The following is a 17,341-nucleotide window of genomic DNA, read 5'->3' as shown; positions in this document are numbered from 1 at the left end:
TACAACCGCAAACGAATCCATAGCTCGCTGGGATACCTGTCGCCGGCTCAGTTTCGTGCACAATTTTCTGTAAGAGAGATAAGCTAAAACTCGTTAAAGTACTGTCCACTTTCTTGACAGAGGTCCACACACATCCTTATTTCCGCCAAACACGCTCCGCAGCACCGAATAGCGATGCGGCACATCCTTATTCCGGGCAGACACGCTCCCCGGCACCGAATAACGATGCCGCACATCCTTATTCGGATGCCTCCAGGAACGCTGCGCGGACTAAAAGCGCCCGGCGTCAGCGCCAAGCAGCCTGTCCCGCTCTCGTTCAGCCGATCGTGTACAACCTGCTCGTTTCCTCCCAGATCTCGCCGGGCGACAGCGCGAAGAGTCCCGCCTGCTCCTTTTCCTCCGGCGACAGCTCGATGTTCGGCGCGTTGACGAGGTTGACCTGCGGTTCAGGACAGAAGTAGCCGCCCTTGGCGCCGTCGTTCCAGATCATCCATTGCTTGTAGCCTGTGCCGACGTCGTAAACGAGCTTCACGCCCGCGCGCGTGTCCGTCAGCTCCATCCGGTTGCGGCCGTTTTGCGGAGCGGCGGTGTAATGATTGTCCAGCGACTCGAAAAACGGGGACTGCGTCCCGTCGCGCATGCGCGCCTCGGCGTCCGTGAGCGGCAATCTGCGCTTGGTCGGCAGCATCCGGCCGTCTGCGCCCATTTCCCAGCGTTCGCCGACCGTCAGCTTGAACGTATAGTCGTCCGGCGTACTGCCCGGCACGAACGGCGCGTTGACCGCCGTATGGAAGGCGAGCAGGCATGGCATCGTGCCTTCGCCGTCGTTGCGCACGCTGACGCGTTGATGGAGGCCGTCGCTGCCGAGCGTATACTCAAGCCGAACGGTAAACGCGAACGGAAACCGCGCGTACACCGCGTCTCCTTTTGCCACCTTCACGCTGAATACCGCACGGGCGCCGAGCGCGTCGGCACTGAAGCCGTCGACCTGCCAGGGAATGTTATAAAGGAAGCCATGCAAATGGTTGTTGCGGTCAGCCTCGTTGACGGGCAGCTCGAGCACGCGGCCTTCCCACGGGAACTTGCCGTCCTCGAAGCGGTTGGGCGGGAAAAGCACCGGGATGCCGTGCACCATCGGGCGCTCCGTGAACGCTTGCAATTCGTCCGCAGCCGGCTCCCGCAGAAAGGCATATCCCCGCTCCGTGTCCCGGAAAGCGATCAGGTTGGCGCCGATCTCCGGCAGTACCGCCGCCTCGTACGGACCGGCCTTTAGCCACACTGCCTTCAAACCCTCATACTGACCCTCGTAAGCTTGCGTATTCGCTGTCATCGTATCCTCCCAGGCGTATAGCGTGACTTGTACGTACATTCACCCTAGCATATCATACACTCCGCGGCGGGTAACAGAAGGAGCTGGCAAAATAACTCTAACGGCCATGAAGAAACGTTCATTTGGAACCTCGGGGGCAAGCCATTATAATGGAAGACGTGATGTTAAAAACGGCTCGCGGACCGCTTCGGCGAACGGGGCCGCTTTTATCGAAAGACGGTTTGGCCCAAGATGCGGAAGTAAATATTCCGCGAGGGCGGATCGCATAATTTAAAAAGGCGCAGGAGGAGAATCAGCAATGGAATTCCGGATTGAACGCGATACGATGGGCGAGATTCAAGTCCCTTCGACCGCTATGTGGGGCGCGCAGACCGAGCGCAGCCGCCAGCACTTCAAGATCGGCACGGAGCGGATGCCCAAGGAACTGATCACGGCGTTCGCCCAACTGAAGAAGGCGGCCGCACAGGTCAACCACAAGCTGGGCAAGCTCGATGCCGACAAGAAGGATGCGATCGCAGCCGCAGCGGACGAGATCGTCGCCGGCGAATGGGATGCCGAATTCCCGCTCGTCGTCTGGCAGACGGGCAGCGGCACGCAGTCCAACATGAACGTCAACGAAGTTATCGCGCGGCGCGCCAATCAACTGCTTGAGGCGAAGGGATCGGACAAGCGCGTTCACCCGAACGACGACGTGAACAAGTCGCAGAGCTCCAACGACACGTTCCCTACGGCCATGCACGTCGCGAGCGTGGTCGCGGTCGACGAAGTGCTGATCCCGGCGCTCGGCGAGCTGAAGGAAACGCTGCGCGCGAAGTCCGAAGCGTTCATGGATATCGTCAAAATCGGCCGTACCCACCTGCAGGACGCGACGCCGATCACGCTCGGCCAAGAGATCAGCGGCTGGCACGCGATGCTGGAAAAGACCGAGCAAATGATCCGCAGCAGCGCGCAGACGCTGAAGGAACTGGCAATCGGCGGCACGGCGGTCGGCACCGGCATCAACGCGCATCCGGCGTTCGGCGACGGCGTCGCCCAGGCGCTGAGCGAAGCGACCGGCGGCAAGGGCTTCGTGAGCGCGCCCAACAAGTTCCACGCGCTGACCAGCCACGACCAATCCGTCTTCGCTCACGGCGCGCTTAAGGCGCTCGCGGCCGATCTGATGAAGATCGCCAACGACGTGCGCTGGCTCGCAAGCGGTCCGCGCAGCGGCATTGGCGAGATCACGATCCCCGAGAACGAGCCGGGCAGCTCCATCATGCCGGGCAAGGTCAACCCGACCCAGGCCGAAGCGATCACGATGATCGCCTGCCAGGTCATGGGCAACGACGCGACGATCGGCTTCGCGGCTTCCCAAGGCAACTTCGAGCTGAACGTGTTCAAGCCGGTTATCCTGAACGCATTCCTACAGTCGGTCCGCCTGCTCGCGGACGGCATGCGCTCCTTCAACGAGCACTGCGCCGTCGGCATCGAGCCGAACCGCGAGGTGCTGAGCCGCAACCTGGAGCAATCGCTCATGCTCGTCACTGCGCTCAACCCGTACATCGGCTACGAGAACGCCGCCAAGATCGCCAAGCTGGCGCACAAGGAAGGCCTCACGCTCCGCGAAGCCGCCCTCAAGACCGGCCTGCTGACGGACGAGCAGTTCACCGAATACGTGAAGCCGGAAGACATGATTCACCCGAAGGAATAGAACATACTAGATTGGAACTAGCCACTCTCGGTCGTCATTTGACGGCCGGGAGCTTTTTTTGGTGCCGCCGAATGGCTTCATGCGCCTTTTCTGTGCATAATCGCGCCGTGATCGAACGCACCCAGGCTCCTAGCGCCCTCCTTGCACATTTTCTGTGCATCATCGCGCCGTGACCCGCACGCAACCGAGCCTCGCTCGTCCTTCATGCAAATTTCCGTGTGCTTCCACCCTCGCGCCGCCTTTTCGCTGACAGCCGCGGACATAGCATCCGTTATTTCTGAGCGCCTCGCAGCAATCAGACAGTTTGCGGACTGAGGAGCCCCTATTTACTCAAAAATCCGTCTTGAACACGGCGTACAGGTGGAATAACGGAGCTGTAGTCCGCAGCCAGGTCTATCCGGCTCCATTTGGCGAGAATAACGGCCCCCCTGTCCGATACGCCTAAATTGTGCGAAAAGCCGATATCGCTCGCCCCCAATAACGCAAAAGAAGCTCCGTCTCCGGAGCTTCTCCCGTATTCAACATTTAACGCACTTAACCAGCGCGCTTACCCCGCTCTACGCGTCGCGCGACACCCGCCCGACGGCGCTGTCGCCGCCCGCCGAGGTCGACCGCCGGCCCATGAACGGCCACCAGTTCGCCTCGCCGAACGTGCGCACCATGACCGGCACGAACAGCGGCAGCACGATGACCGCGTACAGGAACAGTCCGCACAGCACCATCGTCGCGATCTGCAGCAGCGACATGACGCCCGACGGCAGCATCGCCGCGAACGTGCCGCCCAGGATGAGCGCGGCGGACAAGATGACGGTGCCCATGTTCCGCATCGCCTTCAGGATCGCCTCTTGCGGCGGCAGGTCCCGGTATTCGCGGAACCGGTCCATCAGGAAGATGCTGTAGTCGACGCCAAGCGCGATCAGCAGCACGAAGCCGAAGAACGGAACGGTCCAGCTCGTGCCCGAATGCCCGAGGATCCGCACGAAAATAAGCTCCGTGATCGCGAGCGACGTGTAGTACGTTCCGAGCAGCGAGATGACCAGGTAGATCGGAATCACGATCGACCTGAACATGAAGATCAGAATCAGACCAATGCCGATCAGCATGAGCACGACCGTCCGCGAGTAGTCTGCGGAGGAGATCTCGTGCAGGTCGTTGTTGGCGCTGGTGACGCCGCCGATCTCGTGCGTCGAGCCCGCAGCATAAGCCGTGCCCTTCAAGCCGCGGTCGATCGCTTGCTGCAGCGGATCGATCAGCTTCATCGTCTCGAGCTCGTACGGATTGCCCGAGAAAATGACGTCCAACGTCGTGATCTTGCGATCCTTCGAGGCGTAGACGTCAAGCGCCTGCTGGAAGTCCGTACGCTGAATCGCATCGGCCGGAATGAACCAGCCGCTCAGGTCGCTGTCCGATGCCGAGGACAGCTCGCCGATGTAGTCCTGCGCCGACTTCAAGCCGCCAGACACCTGGTCAAGGCCGCTCACGCTCTTGTCCAGGCCGCTCGTCAGCTCGCCCAGCTGATCGTTCAGCTGCGCGAAGCCGTCGCCGAGCTGCTGCTGGCCGTCCGCCAGCTTGTCGAGCCCGCCGGTCACGCCGGGCAGCTGCCCGACGATCTGGCCCTGCCCGTCGGCAGCCTGCTGCAACCCGCCCTGCAGCGAAGCGATGCCCGCGGACAGCTTCTCAAGACCCGCCGACAGCTGCGCCTGGCCATCCGCGGCTTGCGCAAGGCCCGCGTTCGCCTGCTTCAGCCCCGCCGTCGCGCCGTCCAGCTTGGCATTCAGCTGCGACAGCCCGCCCGCCAGCTGCGAAGCGCTCGATTGCAGTTGGCCGAGCGAAGCGACCGCCCGCTGGTAGTCCGCATCCGAAGCCAGCTCCGGATACTTATCGCCTAATCCGCCGATGCCCGTGCCCAGATCGGCAAGACCGTCCGCCAGCGCCTTCTGCTTGGCTGCAATGTCGCCGTAGCCGGCGCCGAGCTGACCGAGCCCGCTCGCCAGCTGCCCATAGCTCGCCTCCAGCTTGCGGCTCGCGGCCAACAGCTGATCGGCGCTCTTCTTCGCCTGCGCGGCGCCCTGCCGGAGCTCGCCGGCGCCGGCCGTGCCGCTCTTCAGCCCCTTCTGCACGGCCTTCAGGCCGCTCTCCAGCTCCGCGATGCCGCTCTTCAGCGACTGCGTGCCCGCCACGAGCTTGTCGGCGCCTTCGGCCGCCCCGTTGAGCTTGGAGGCATTCGCGCTCAGCGACTTGCTTGCGTCGGCGAGCCCTTTGGACACCTGCCCGATGCCTTCGGCGCCTTGGTCGAGTCCGCTGCCGAGCGTATCGACCTGCGACGTCACCTGAAAGTCCTTGGGCGCCTCGCCCGTAGGCCGCGTCGCGCTTCGGACCGCTTTGACGCCGTCGACGCCGGCCAGCTCGCGGCTCACGCGTTCGATCATCGCCAGTCCTTCGGACGTGTCGATCGCCTTGTCGGTCTTGAGCACGACCGTCGTCGTCAGCGACTCGCCAGGCCCGAAGCTGTCCGCGATAACATTAAAGCCCTTGACCGATTCATACCGGTCGCCGATCTCGTCAAGCGAGTTGAAGGAGATCGAGCCTTTATAAATAGAAAGAAACGGGGTCAGCACAATCGCCAGCACGAGCAGCGACCAGAGCGGCCGCTTCAGGGAAAAGCTGCCCATGGCGCCCCAGAAGCCGCTCGGCTTGTGCTCGAGCGAGCCGCGCGTCGGCCAGAAGATGGCTTTGCCCAGCACGGCCATAAAAAACGGCACGAGCGTCACCAGCGCGATCAGCAGCACCGCGACGCCTACGGCGACCGCGACGGCCGACTGGTACAGGCTGAACGTGGAGAAGCCGATGCAGGCGAAGCCGACGAGCACGGCGAGACCGGCGTACATGACGGTTTTCCCCGCCGTCCGGTACGTCGTCAGAATGGCGTCGACCTTGTCGCCGCCGTTGTGCGCCAGCTCTTCCTTGAAGCGGCTGATGAGCAAAATGCAGTAGTCCGTGCCAATGCCGAACATGACAGCGACCATGAAGATCTGCGTAAAATTCGACAACGGAAAATCGAGATACTTCACCAAATAAGAAACGACCGACTGCGCCGCGATGTAGCTGATCCCGACGGTGAGCAGCGGGATGAAGGGCGCGATCGCGGACCTGAACACGAGGAACAAAATCGCCAGAATGAAGACGACGGTGATGTACTCCGTCTTGTGCAGCCCTTCTTGGGAGCTCTGGACGACGTCCTCCTGGATGATCCAGTTGCCGGTATAATAGTGGTCGACCTTAACGTCGGCTAGCGCATCCGACAGGTCCTTTCGCACGTCCGACAGTTCGCGTCCGCCCGTCTCGACCGAGAGCAGGGCTAGCACGGTCTTGCCGTCCTTGGACACCATCTGGTCCTTGAGTTCGGCCGTATCGAAATGTGTCGTGACCGACACGATGCCAAGCTTCTCTTTCTCGGACACCAGCTTGCCGATGCCTGCTTTGATCTCGGACATCTGCGCATCGGTCAGCGCGGCGTCGCTGTGGAAGACCAGTACGGTCGAGTTGCCGCTGCCGCCGCCTTCGCCGTCTCCCGCGCGCTGCGCATCCCGCTCGTGCAGCAGCTCGTTCGCGTTCATCGACGTGTAGCCGTCCGGCACGGTGATCTGCCCCTTCTCCCGCACCAGGTCCGCCATATTCGGCGCCGTCAGCACGAGACCGGCCAAGACGGCGAGCCAGAGCGCGAGCACCGCCCATCTGAATTTTACGATGCTTCTCATGAATCCTCGCCGCTCCTCTCCTCGGAAGCCTGGCTTCCGCTATCCATGACGGCGCGAGCCAGCTTCTCGTAGGTTTCTATGAATTGATCGGCTTCGGCCTCGTCGAACGCCGACACGTATGCGCCGAGCAGCGATCCGATCCGCTCGTTCAAGTCGGCTGCCAACCGCCCGCCCGCCTCAGTCAACCTTAAGTACAATACGCGCCGGTCCTTATCGTCCGGGCTGCGCACGATCAGGCCTTTGTCCACCAGACGCGTCACGATCGCCGTAATCGAGCTCTTGCCCACGCAGAATACGTCGGCCAGCTCGGTCGACGTGCAGTCTTCGCGCGTCCCCACGTACTGAATGATCGCGAACTGATCCAGCGTCAGATCGCCGGGCATCTCCTCCCGCAGCAGCGCGGTCATGCGCCGGTTTACGGTAAACATCGCAGCCTTGTACCGCTCGATGAGACCATTAAGCTTCGGTCCGGCCAGCATTAATATCACCCTCTAATTATTCTATAGTTGAATTGTTTCACTATCGAACTATATCACCGGCGCCGTTTAACGTCAATCTCCTTCAGCACGCTCCTCCTTGAAACCCGAATTACCAAATTGTTTATCGTTACGAAATCAAAGGTATCATCTAAAATACTTTCTATGGACCTAAGATAGGTATATTGGATTATTTTTCTAACCAAATATTGGTTATATAATCTTATGTAACTAAAATTTCGACATTTCACGCTATGAAACGCCAAAATTCATCGACATTTAATCCTTATGCCTTAAAATATGTCGAACCATGCAAAGATGATTCCGAATGCCGTCGTAAAGACAAGCTGCCTGTGGTAATTATTGTAGAAAGCCATGCGACCGATTGTGTCGGGACAGGAGCGATGCGACGAAATGATCATTCGACTCATCGCCATACTCGGCGTGTGCGCGGCGATGCTCGCCGGCTGCGATAAAGGAGCGCCGCGCGCGGGAGACGAGGCTGAGAGCCCGCTGCCGCCCAACCGTTACGGCGCCTCCGCGGCATACGACGAAGGGCGCGCCGCACTCGAAGCATTCCTTGCGAACCGCATGACCGGTCCGGACGGTATCTACACGAATTTGCTGGAGACCGCACAGGACGCCACCGCGGCGAGCGGCCACGAGATCCTGAGCGAGTCTGCCGGACTTTTGATGCGATACGACGCGCTGGATGGCCGGCGCGAGCCGTTTGCGGAGGCGTGGAGTCGCGCCAAGGCCCTATTCGACATGGACGCGTCGTTCAGTTACCGTTACAGTCCGCTGTCGGATCGGCGCTATCCCGTCAATGCCGCCGTCGACGACCTGCGCATCATTCGCGCGCTCTATGAAGCGGGCGCCATTTTCAAGGACGCCGCTTATACGGCCGAGGCCGACAGGTACGGACAGCGTTTCTACGCTTACAACGTCAAGGACGGACGGCTCTACGACTTTTATGACGAGACGTACAAGACGACCAACGACTTTCTGACCTTGTGTTATGTCGATCTGAAGACGCTCGGGATGCTGAACCTACCGGACGACGATAAGAAGATACTGCTCGAAAAAGCCCGTCGCACGGCTGAAGGCGGCTATCTCGGCGACGCGTTTCCTTTTTACGAGACGCGCTACGATTACGGCGCGGGCAAATACGCGTCTCCCCAGGACATCCGGACCGTAGAATCGCTTGTGACGATCCTGCACTTGTCCGAGGCCGGGCTCGCGCATCCCGAGAGCATCGCGTACATCAAGAAACAGGTCGGCGCCGGCACGCTTTTCGGTACATACAGCCGGGACGGAGCGGCGAAGGACGACGTGCGCTCCACCGCGATCTACGCGCTCGCCGCCATGATCGGGTCCGCCGCGGGCGACAAGGAGTTATATGAAGAGGCGATCGCGCGAATGAACGAACTGCGAACGACGGGAACCGGAGGACCGCTGGACGGCGGCTTCGGCGATCCCGCGACGGGCCAGGCTTACTCGTTCGACAATTTGACGGCCCTGCTGGCTTACGCTTACTAGATACAGCCTGCAGGCCGGGAAGGAGAGGAGAATATGAGCCGATCGGAACCGTCGGGCACGGGGACGACCGCCGCCTATTGGAAACGTCTTTTCAGAGCGGCGACCCGCTACGCTTCTCCCTCTTTGCTCGCGGCCGCCGCGGTGCTCGCAATTACGGCGGCCGCCTTGTTCGTCAAGCCCTATATCGGCATGGCCGATAACGGCGACTATTTCCGCATCCTCTACAGCAACGGCATTTACTTCAACGCGCCGGATTACGCCAGCCAATATTTCGGATATTTCGTCAAGCACTACGGCATCTTCCAGTACTTCAACGAGAACGGCGCCACGCTCTCATCGTCACAGTCGCTGTTCATTCGTATCGCGCTGCAGCTGAACGTTTGGTTCCTGGATGCCCGGACTTTCGATATTCGCGTCCAAGCGGCCTTCTATTTGACCCTTTACGCCGCAGCCGTCTATATGCTGGTCGAGGCGTTGACCTGGAAAGCGCCCGGCAAGCGAGGATATGCCATCGCAGCGCTCGCGGTCTTCATCTTCGGAGATACGGCCTATACCGCATATTTCAACTCCTTCTTCAGCGAGGCTTTAATGCTGATCATGTCTCTGTTCGTGCTGGCCTCGGGTATGTTGATCTATCGCCGTAGATTCAACGATTATGCCATGCTCGCCGTGTTCGTCGTCAGCGCGCTGCTGCTCGTCACGAGCAAACAGCAAAATGCGCCGCTCGGCATTCTGATCGCCTTGTTCGGCATCTGGGTGCTGCTGGCGCGCAGCGACCGACGGTACAGGCTTAGTGCGGCCGGCGGCTTGACGCTGCTGCTTGTCGTCAGTATCGCTTCCTATGTGCTGATTCCGCAGGAATTCGTCAATATCAACAAATACCATGCCATGACCCGAGGCGTGCTGCCGGATTCGAGCGATCCCGAGAAGTCGCTTGAGAGCATGGGAATCGACGGGCAGTATTCGCTGCTCAGCGGCACGATCTATTACGAGCCCTATACGACGATCGACGTGAATTCCAACAAAATGCTGACCGAATTTTACGGCAAATTCGGCTTCGGCAAGGTGCTTGCCTATTACGCGGCGCACCCGGACCAGGCAGGGCGAATGCTGAACCTAGCGGCCAAGGACGCGTTTACGACGAGACCCGAGGCGATGGGCAACTTCGAGAAATCGGAAGGTCATGCCTCCGGCGCGCAAACGCATTTCTTTTCCTTGTACAGCACGCTCAAGAAGCTTCTGACGCCTAAAACCTTCGGCTTCCTTTTCCTGTGGACGATTGTCGTCGTCGGGCTGTACATGCCTTCGTTCGTCTCCGCCGTGCGCGCCAAAAACCGAAGGCAGGCGGTCAGGCTGCCTCTGCTGCTCATGATGATCCTGCTCGGCCTCGCCGGGATCGCGATCTCGATCGTGGGCGCCGGCGACGCCGACTTGGCCAAGCACGAGTTCATGTTTACGATCGCCTTCGACCTCGTGACCTTCATGACGATATCCGACGCGGTGCTCGGACGCCTCTGGCGCAACGTGCCGCTGCGTCCGGACACGGCTCCCGCGGCGACGACCGCCGCCTAAGCGACCAATCACGCGAGGAGGAAGATTCATGCGAAAGAGATTCGGCATGCCGGGGACTGCGGCGCTAATCGTGTTGGCGTTCGCGCTCGCATGCACTTCCATCTCCGCGAGACCCGTCTACGCCGCCGACGCACCCGCTTCATCGGCGAGTCCCGTGCTGCTCCTCTACGACAGCCTCGCCTTGTCGACGCCGCGGGCGGGCAACGTGGAGACGCTCGAGCGGCTGTTCGCCGCCTACGGCATAGAGGTCGCCGCGATGCCCGTCGACCGCTATGCCGCAGGAACCCTGAAGTCTTACAAGCGCGTCGCGGTCGTACGCAACGCTCCCGATCTCTCCATTGCAGGCAGCGCGCTTGCGTCGGATCTGGCATCCTACGAAGGAGATTACCTGCAGATCGGAGGGCAGGAGCTCCCCGACCGCATGCGGGCCAAGCTGGGCCTGAAGCTTGCCGCCGCGCCGCTCGATTCGGTCCGCCTCGATGCAGGAGACTACAGCCAGACCTTATCGGCCGTCGAAGACTTGGACTACGTCGCTGGAGCTTCAGGCGATGCCAGCCGCTTCGGCTCGCTGACGTTCACGAGCGACGGAACGCGCTCGCCCTATGCCCTATCCGCGGACGGCTACGCCTACGCCAGCTACCTGGCCGGCGGCGATCTAACCGAGCTTGCGTTGGCTTATGCGATGAAGGACTGGCTGCACGCGAGCGGCGAATTCGGGACGTACATGCTGATCAAGGAGATTTATCCCTTCTCCGATCTCGAGCTGCTGAAGACGCTAGCCGACCGGCTCTACGGCGCCGGCGTCCCTTTCTCAGTCAGCGTGAAGCCCGTTTTCTACAACACGGACTACCCGGCGATGCAGCGATATCTCCAAGCGCTGCAATACGTGCAAGCCCGCAACGGCAGCATCGTTGTCGATGCGCCGGCCGTCGCCGCCACTTCGACGGCCGGCGACGGCTCGCTTCACGGCAAGATGAGCGGCTTCGTCGAGCTTCTTGCGGCGAACGGCATCGCGCCGCTCGGCATGGGCGCAGGCCTGTTCTGGACCTACGACAAGGTCTACGCCTCGCAGGGCATGTCCTTTTTCGATTCGGTCTTCCTTGAGCCCAATGCGGACGGGCAGCACGTCCAGTCCACGGCCGCGTCCACGGCCTTCGTATTCTCGCCGTTCGTCATGCCGTTCGCGCAGCTGCAGAACTTCGAGCAGCGCGGCACCGCCCTGCGAACGCCGCTGCCGCTGAATCTGGCCCTCTCCTTCGACCTGTTCCAGGACGAGGCCGCCATGGAAGACGCCATCGATACGATCTCCCGCAGCTGGATTCCCTTTGCAGATCTGAAAAACGGGACGCACGCGGTACATACGGACCGGCTGACCGTCCAGTCATCCGGCGGCAGCCTGCTGATCGACGGCCAGCCGCTGGATATCGGCAAGCACGAGCGAGCGGTGGACGAAGATTATGCCTACACCGCAGCCGCGAAGACCAGCTTTGCCAAGCTGTTCGGCATCCAGAACCAAATTCTCATGGTAATTATCGGCACATCCCTTGCCGTGTTCGGTCTCTTCCTGTTCATTGGCTATCGTCGTTATAAACGAAAATTCCTATATCCAGGAGGCCGTCATGACTCCTTTTGACATTTTGATGCTGATCTCGGTCATCTGTATCTGGTCGCTGCTGCTCGTGAACGTCGTGCTGATCGTCGCCGGCTATCTCTTTTATCTGCAGACGGACCGCCTGCCCGTGCCGGCGCTGCCGGAGACGCCTCCGTTCGTATCCATTATGGTGCCGGCCCACAACGAAGGCATGGTCATCGTCAAAACCGTCGAGTCGCTGCTTGCCCTGAACTATCCGCACGACCGATACGAGATTATCGTCATCAACGACAATTCCTCGGACAACAGCAGCGAGCTGCTCTCGGGCCTTCAGCGCCGGTACGCGGGCAGGAACCTGATCGTCATCAACACCGACAAGGTGACCGGCGGCAAGGGAAAATCCAACGCGCTCAACATCGGCTTCGCGCAAAGCAAGGGCGAGCTAATCGCCATCTACGATGCGGACAACACGCCAGAGAAGACCGCGCTGACCTACCTCGTCGCCGAGATCATGGCGGATGCCAAACTCGGCGCGGTCATCGGCAAGTTCCGCACCCGCAACCGGGACGCAAGCCTGCTCACGCGCTTCATCAACATCGAGACGCTGTCGTTCCAGTGGATGGCCCAGGCAGGCAGGTGGAAGCTGTTCAAGCTTTGCACGATACCGGGTACGAACTTCATCATGCGCAGGCACATTATCGAGGAAATCGGAGGCTGGGACGTCAAGGCGATCGCCGAGGACACGGAGATCAGCTTCCGGATCTACATGATGGGCTACCGGATCAAGTTCCAGCCCAAATCGGTAACCTGGGAGCAGGAGCCCCAGACGGTTAAAGTATGGTTCAAGCAGCGGTCCCGCTGGGCGAAGGGAAACGTATACGTCATCGTCAAAAACTTCCCGCTGCTATTTAACCGCAAGGCGGCCCGCATTCGTTTCGATCTCCTGTACTTTGTCGCCATCTACTTCCTGCTGGTCAGTTCGCTGATCGTATCCGACTTGCTGCTCGTCCTGCACGCGTTAGGTTACGTAAAGACGACCATCGCCGGATTCAGCTCGTTTCTGTGGATGCTGGCGATCACGCTGTTCGTCGTCGGCACGTACATCACGCTGATCACGGAGAAGGGCGAGATGAAGCTGTCGAACCTCTGGCTGATCATGCTGATGTACGTCACCTACTGCCAGATGTGGATGGTCGTCGCCGCTTACGGCCTTTACAACTACTTCAAGGATCAGATTTTCAAGCGCGAGGTTAAATGGTACAAAACCGAAAGATTCTAAGCGAGGAGGAAGCCGTGTGAAAAAAGGCCTCATATTGTTCATGCTGCTGTGCCTCGCCGCTGCCGCAATGGCGCCCTATGCGGCCATTGCCGCGGAGCCGGGCATTAGTTCGGGCCCCACGTCCTACACGACGCCGATCTCCGATACGGACACGACGCTGGACGGCAACGTTTCGTACAAGCAGCAGTTTTTCCAGGTGCCCGCCTATTGGAAGGTCGGACAGGTCAAGGTCGCCTTGGACTACAAGGCTTCGCCGCTGGCGCAAGACAAGCTGTCCAGCGTCACGATCAGCGTCAACGGGACCGCCGTCACGTCGTTCCGTCCGGTCGCGAGCGAGAGCGCCAGACAGCGGATGGTCGTCGAGGTACCCGCCTCGGCATTGATCGAGGGCACCAACACGCTGACGATCCAGGGCCATATCGTGTCGGGGGACGAGCAAGTGCAGATCTGTACGCCGACCTATTATGCGGATAAATGGTTCCAGATTTACAAAAGCTCCAGCATCATCGTCGGCTACACGCCGCTGCCGCTCGCGAATGCCATCGCCGACTTCGCGACCCGGTTCACGGGACTCGACACGCTTGCCCGTCAGGACAACGCGATCGCCGTCCCCAAGGACGCCAATGCCTCGGAGCTCGAAGCGGCCGTCTATGCGCTATCGGGCCTGGCCAAATCCGGCGGCGCAGGTACGAAAGGCGTTCCGCTGCTGGCCTATGGTATCGACGACAACGATATCGCGGACAAAAAGCTGGTCGTGGCCGTCGCCATGCGCGATCGGCTGCCGGCTTCTCTCCGGGCGCTGATCCCGGATGCCGCGCTCGGCGACAAAGCCGTCATTCGCCTGGTAGACGCGAACGGTCAGCCGACGCTCGTCGCCACCTCCGACAATGCCGCTCTGCTCGTCAAGGCGGGCAGGCTCATCGGCAACGCCTCCTTGCTTGAGCAGCTCTCCGGCCCCGTCAAGGAAGTGACCGAGAACACGGAAGTGGCCTCGCCGGTCTCGAATATTACGAAGGTCGTAAGTCTGACCGACGTCGGCGACCAGGTTACGGGCGTCAACCACCGAACCAAGGATTACTTCGTAGCGCTGCCGGCCAACCGGTCGGTCGCCGAGGCCAGCAAGCTAAGCCTGCAATTTCGTTACGCCAAAAACCTGGACTTCGACCGGTCGCTGGTCACCGTCCTCGTGGACGGCAAGCCGATCGGCAGCAAGAAGCTGACCGAGGCGCTCGCGGACGGGGACAGCCTGAACCTGACGATACCGAAAAACATGAATCTGTCGGGCAACTTCACCATTACGGCCGCCTTCGACCTGGAATTAAAAAACAACGTATCCTGCGTATTGCCGCAGGATCAGATGCCGTGGGCGTTCATCGACGCCGACACGGCGCTGCAGCTGAATACGAAGGATCGTACCGAGCTGCTGTTCAACAACTATCCGTATCCGTTTCTGCGGGACGGCATCTACAACCAGGTCGGCGTCGTGCTGCCCGAGGCGCGCGATGCCAATACGTACCGGACGATCGGCAATCTGTTCAACCTGCTCGGACAATACGCGGAAGGCAATGCCGGCGAAGTCCGATTCTTCGGCACGGACGTCACCTCGGACCAGCTTAAGGACCGCAACGTCATCGCGATCGGCTCTTATGCGGACAACCCGGTCATCCGGAACGCGAACAATAGTCTTTATTTTAAATACAACGCAGCCGGCACCGGGTTCGTATCGAACGAGAAGATGAGCATCGACGAGGAATACGGCAAACGGATCGGATCGCTGCAGCTGATCGTATCCCCGTACGAGTCCGGTCACGGACTGCTGGCGGTCACCGGCGCCGAATCCCGGTATGCGTATCTGGCCTCCAAGCTCATCGCGAGCGAATCGACGCTGTGGAAGGTATACGGAGACGGCGCCGTGACTGACATGGACGGAGATATTCACGCCTACCGCTTCAAGCTGGAGGCCGCGCCCGCTCAGCCGTCCGCCGTGGCGGACATTCTGGATCGCGGAGACGTGCTGGCCTTCACCGTCGCGGCCGTCTCCATCCTCCTGCTCGTCCTGCTGTCCCTGATCCTGTTGATCCGCAAGCACCGCCGGAAAAGGAGAGATGTAAAATGAGACGCGACCAGAGCAGCCTGATGTCGGACGGCGCCTATCTGCTTCTTTTTATCTTCTCCTTCGTCGCCATCGTCTACATGGCGGGCGATCCGGACCGTTATATGTATAACATCATCTTCTTGAACGCCGCTTTTCTGATCGCGATCATCACGTACTTCACCAATGTCACCGCGGGCTTGATCCTGAACATTCTGTTCATCTTCGGCTACGGCACGTTCACGTTGTACCGGACGGTCGTCGAAGGCGCGACGGTCAGCGCCCAGAACTACGTCTGGCTGGTGCTGACGCCGCTGCTGACGCTGATCACCTGGATGATCACGATGGCCAACCGCCGGCTGCAGGAGGACAACGAGCGGCTCCAGAAGCTGAATCAATCGCTTGCGACCATGGACGAGCACACCGATCTGAAAAACAACCTGTCGTTCCAGAAGGACGCGACGGTGTTCATGGCCCTGTCCCAACGCTACAAGATGCCGCTCACCCTGCTGATCGTCAGCGTGAAGTACTGGGACGAGATCAAGCGCATGATCAGCCGGGACCAGATGACCCAGACGATTTACAACGTGAGCCAGCTCAGCCAGACCAGCATTCGGACCAACGATTCGCTGTATATGCTGAACGCCGACAATCCGACGTGGGGCATGCTGCTTTTCACGGATCGCGAAGGCGCCAACGTCGTAATCGACAGGCTTCGGCAGCGCGCCAGGGAGCTGAACGAAACGGCAGTCGGCACCCGTCTCAAAGTCGAGCTCATCCTGAAGATCGGCGCCGTCGAATTTAGTCCGGACGAGACGGCCACGCCGCTCGAGTTCATCGCTCAGGCGCGCAAGCAGCTGGAATACGACGTCTAAACTTCCCCGGAGGACGTCATGCGCACGGTCTCGGGGCTCAGATGCCGGGAGAGAAACGCCAGCACCTCGCCCTTGTAAGTCTCCGGATCCGTCGTATACGCAGAACCGTGCTGCGCGCCGGGCACGATCAGCAGCGGCTTGTCCGGGGGCGCGGCGGCTTCGTGCAGCTTGTGGACCATCGCCGTCGGCACGAAGGTGTCGCTGGACCCATGGATAAAAAGGATCGGCCGCTCAGCCTTGGATACCTGCCGGACGACGGACGCTTCGCCGAAGAAGTAGCCGGCGCGGAGGCGGCAGACCAAGCTTGTGAGCGGCAGAAGAGGAAAAGAGGGCAGCTTGTACATGCGCTTCAGCTGATACGCGAGAATCTCCTTGACGGAGCTGTACGCGCAATCGGATACGATGCACTTGACCTGCGGCGGCAGCGGCTCTCCGCTCGTCATGAGCACGGTGGCGCCGCCCATGGAAATGCCGTGAAGCACGATCTGGGCGTCCGCGCCGACCCGCCGGACCAGCTCGTCGATCCAGCGCGCATAGTCCTTCCGTTCGTGCCAGCCAAAGCCGATGTAGCGGCCTTCGCTATGCCCGTGTCCGCGGGCGTCCGGCATGAGGACATGGTAACCCGCCGCGTGATACTCGCGCGCGAAGGCCGCCATGTCTTCGCCCTGCCCGGAGTAACCGTGCGCGAGGACGACGGCGCGGCGAGAAGCGTCGGCCGCCGGCAAATAATGCGCGCGCAGCTTCAGCCCGTCGAACGACTTCATCTCCACCAGCTCGAAGGGCTGCCCGGCATACCAGGCCGCAGCGGAGTGCCAGCTGGACGCTTCGTTTTCCGGCAGGCTGGGATCGGCGCCGAGGAAGGCTTTGCTGCTCCGCGCAATCGCTACCCGGTACAGATACAGGCAGACAAGCGCGAGCGCGAGTACAAGCGCCGCGCAAGCAGCCGCGACGGTCCACAGAACGACATGCGTCATCGGGTACATGCCTCCTTTCCGGTTTTGCATCAAGCGGATTAGATAAAAAGAGCCTCGCCTCCTAAGAGACGAGACCGGTGTCCGTGTAAGAAGCGGTAGCTATAAGTTGCGCGCTAGCCCCTCCAATCATACATAAGGCTTCTGCATGCGCACCCGCCTGCAGAA

11 protein-coding genes are annotated in these 17,341 nt (G+C 60.6%); 7 read left to right on the top strand and 4 right to left on the bottom strand.

The features are described 5' to 3' along the window. Positions 1-316: 316 nt before the first annotated feature. Positions 317-1,330 (bottom strand): aldose 1-epimerase, encoded by a 1,014-nt coding sequence (locus ACFOTD_RS32975; RefSeq protein ID WP_378124244.1) that lies wholly within the window; start codon positions 1,328-1,330, stop codon positions 317-319. A gap of 298 nt (positions 1,331-1,628) precedes the next feature. On the opposite strand from ACFOTD_RS32975, the gene fumC reads away from it, so the two are divergent. Then, entirely contained in the window at positions 1,629-3,020 is a 1,392-nt protein-coding gene (gene fumC / locus ACFOTD_RS32970) for a class II fumarate hydratase (RefSeq protein WP_378124243.1), read from the top strand. A 557-nt stretch (positions 3,021-3,577) separates the two neighbouring features. Here fumC and ACFOTD_RS32965 read toward each other — a convergent pair. Further along, a complete protein-coding gene (locus tag ACFOTD_RS32965) occupies positions 3,578-6,778 on the bottom strand; it encodes an efflux RND transporter permease subunit (RefSeq protein ID WP_378124242.1) in 3,201 nt (1,066 codons plus the stop codon). Beyond that, on the bottom strand, positions 6,775-7,257 hold the full coding sequence (locus ACFOTD_RS32960; protein ID WP_378124241.1) for a MarR family winged helix-turn-helix transcriptional regulator: 483 nt from the start codon (positions 7,255-7,257) through the stop codon (positions 6,775-6,777). Before ACFOTD_RS32960 ends, ACFOTD_RS32965 begins: the two co-directional genes overlap by 4 nt. A gap of 411 nt (positions 7,258-7,668) precedes the next feature. Between ACFOTD_RS32960 and ACFOTD_RS32955 the strand changes: the two genes are divergently transcribed. The 6 genes from ACFOTD_RS32955 to ACFOTD_RS32930 are packed head-to-tail and all read left to right on the top strand — an operon-like array spanning position 7,669 to position 16,202. Continuing rightward, the gene (locus tag ACFOTD_RS32955) at positions 7,669-8,793 is read left to right on the top strand and encodes a hypothetical protein (RefSeq protein WP_378124240.1); all 1,125 of its coding nucleotides are present in this window, start codon (positions 7,669-7,671) and stop codon (positions 8,791-8,793) included. A gap of 33 nt (positions 8,794-8,826) precedes the next feature. Beyond that, entirely contained in the window at positions 8,827-10,365 is a 1,539-nt protein-coding gene (gene wsfD / locus ACFOTD_RS32950; protein ID WP_378124239.1) for a glycan biosynthesis hexose transferase WsfD, read from the top strand. A gap of 28 nt (positions 10,366-10,393) precedes the next feature. After that, a complete protein-coding gene (locus ACFOTD_RS32945) occupies positions 10,394-11,998 on the top strand; it encodes a hypothetical protein (protein WP_378124238.1) in 1,605 nt (534 codons plus the stop codon). Then, complete coding sequence (locus tag ACFOTD_RS32940) at positions 11,985-13,235, top strand: glycosyltransferase family 2 protein (protein ID WP_378124237.1); 1,251 nt, start codon at positions 11,985-11,987, stop codon at positions 13,233-13,235. The genes ACFOTD_RS32945 and ACFOTD_RS32940 overlap by 14 nt, the downstream gene beginning before the upstream one ends. 16 nt (positions 13,236-13,251) lie before the next feature. Continuing rightward, positions 13,252-15,351 (top strand): cellulose biosynthesis cyclic di-GMP-binding regulatory protein BcsB, encoded by a 2,100-nt coding sequence (locus ACFOTD_RS32935; RefSeq protein WP_378124236.1) that lies wholly within the window; start codon positions 13,252-13,254, stop codon positions 15,349-15,351. Next, positions 15,348-16,202, top strand: a complete 855-nt coding sequence (locus tag ACFOTD_RS32930; RefSeq protein WP_378124235.1) for a diguanylate cyclase domain-containing protein — start codon at positions 15,348-15,350, stop codon at positions 16,200-16,202. The genes ACFOTD_RS32935 and ACFOTD_RS32930 overlap by 4 nt, the downstream gene beginning before the upstream one ends. On the opposite strand, the gene ACFOTD_RS32925 is transcribed toward ACFOTD_RS32930, so the two are convergent. Next, positions 16,199-17,176, bottom strand: coding sequence for an alpha/beta hydrolase (locus tag ACFOTD_RS32925; protein ID WP_378124234.1), 978 nt, complete (start codon positions 17,174-17,176; stop codon positions 16,199-16,201). The genes ACFOTD_RS32930 and ACFOTD_RS32925 overlap by 4 nt on opposite strands. Positions 17,177-17,341 lie beyond the last annotated feature (165 nt).

Source organism: Cohnella sp. GCM10012308, from assembly GCF_042649185.1.
GTDB lineage: Bacteria > Bacillota > Bacilli > Paenibacillales > Paenibacillaceae > Cohnella.
Note: the sequence above shows the minus strand (reverse complement) of the source record. Positions and strands in the feature narration are given on the sequence as shown.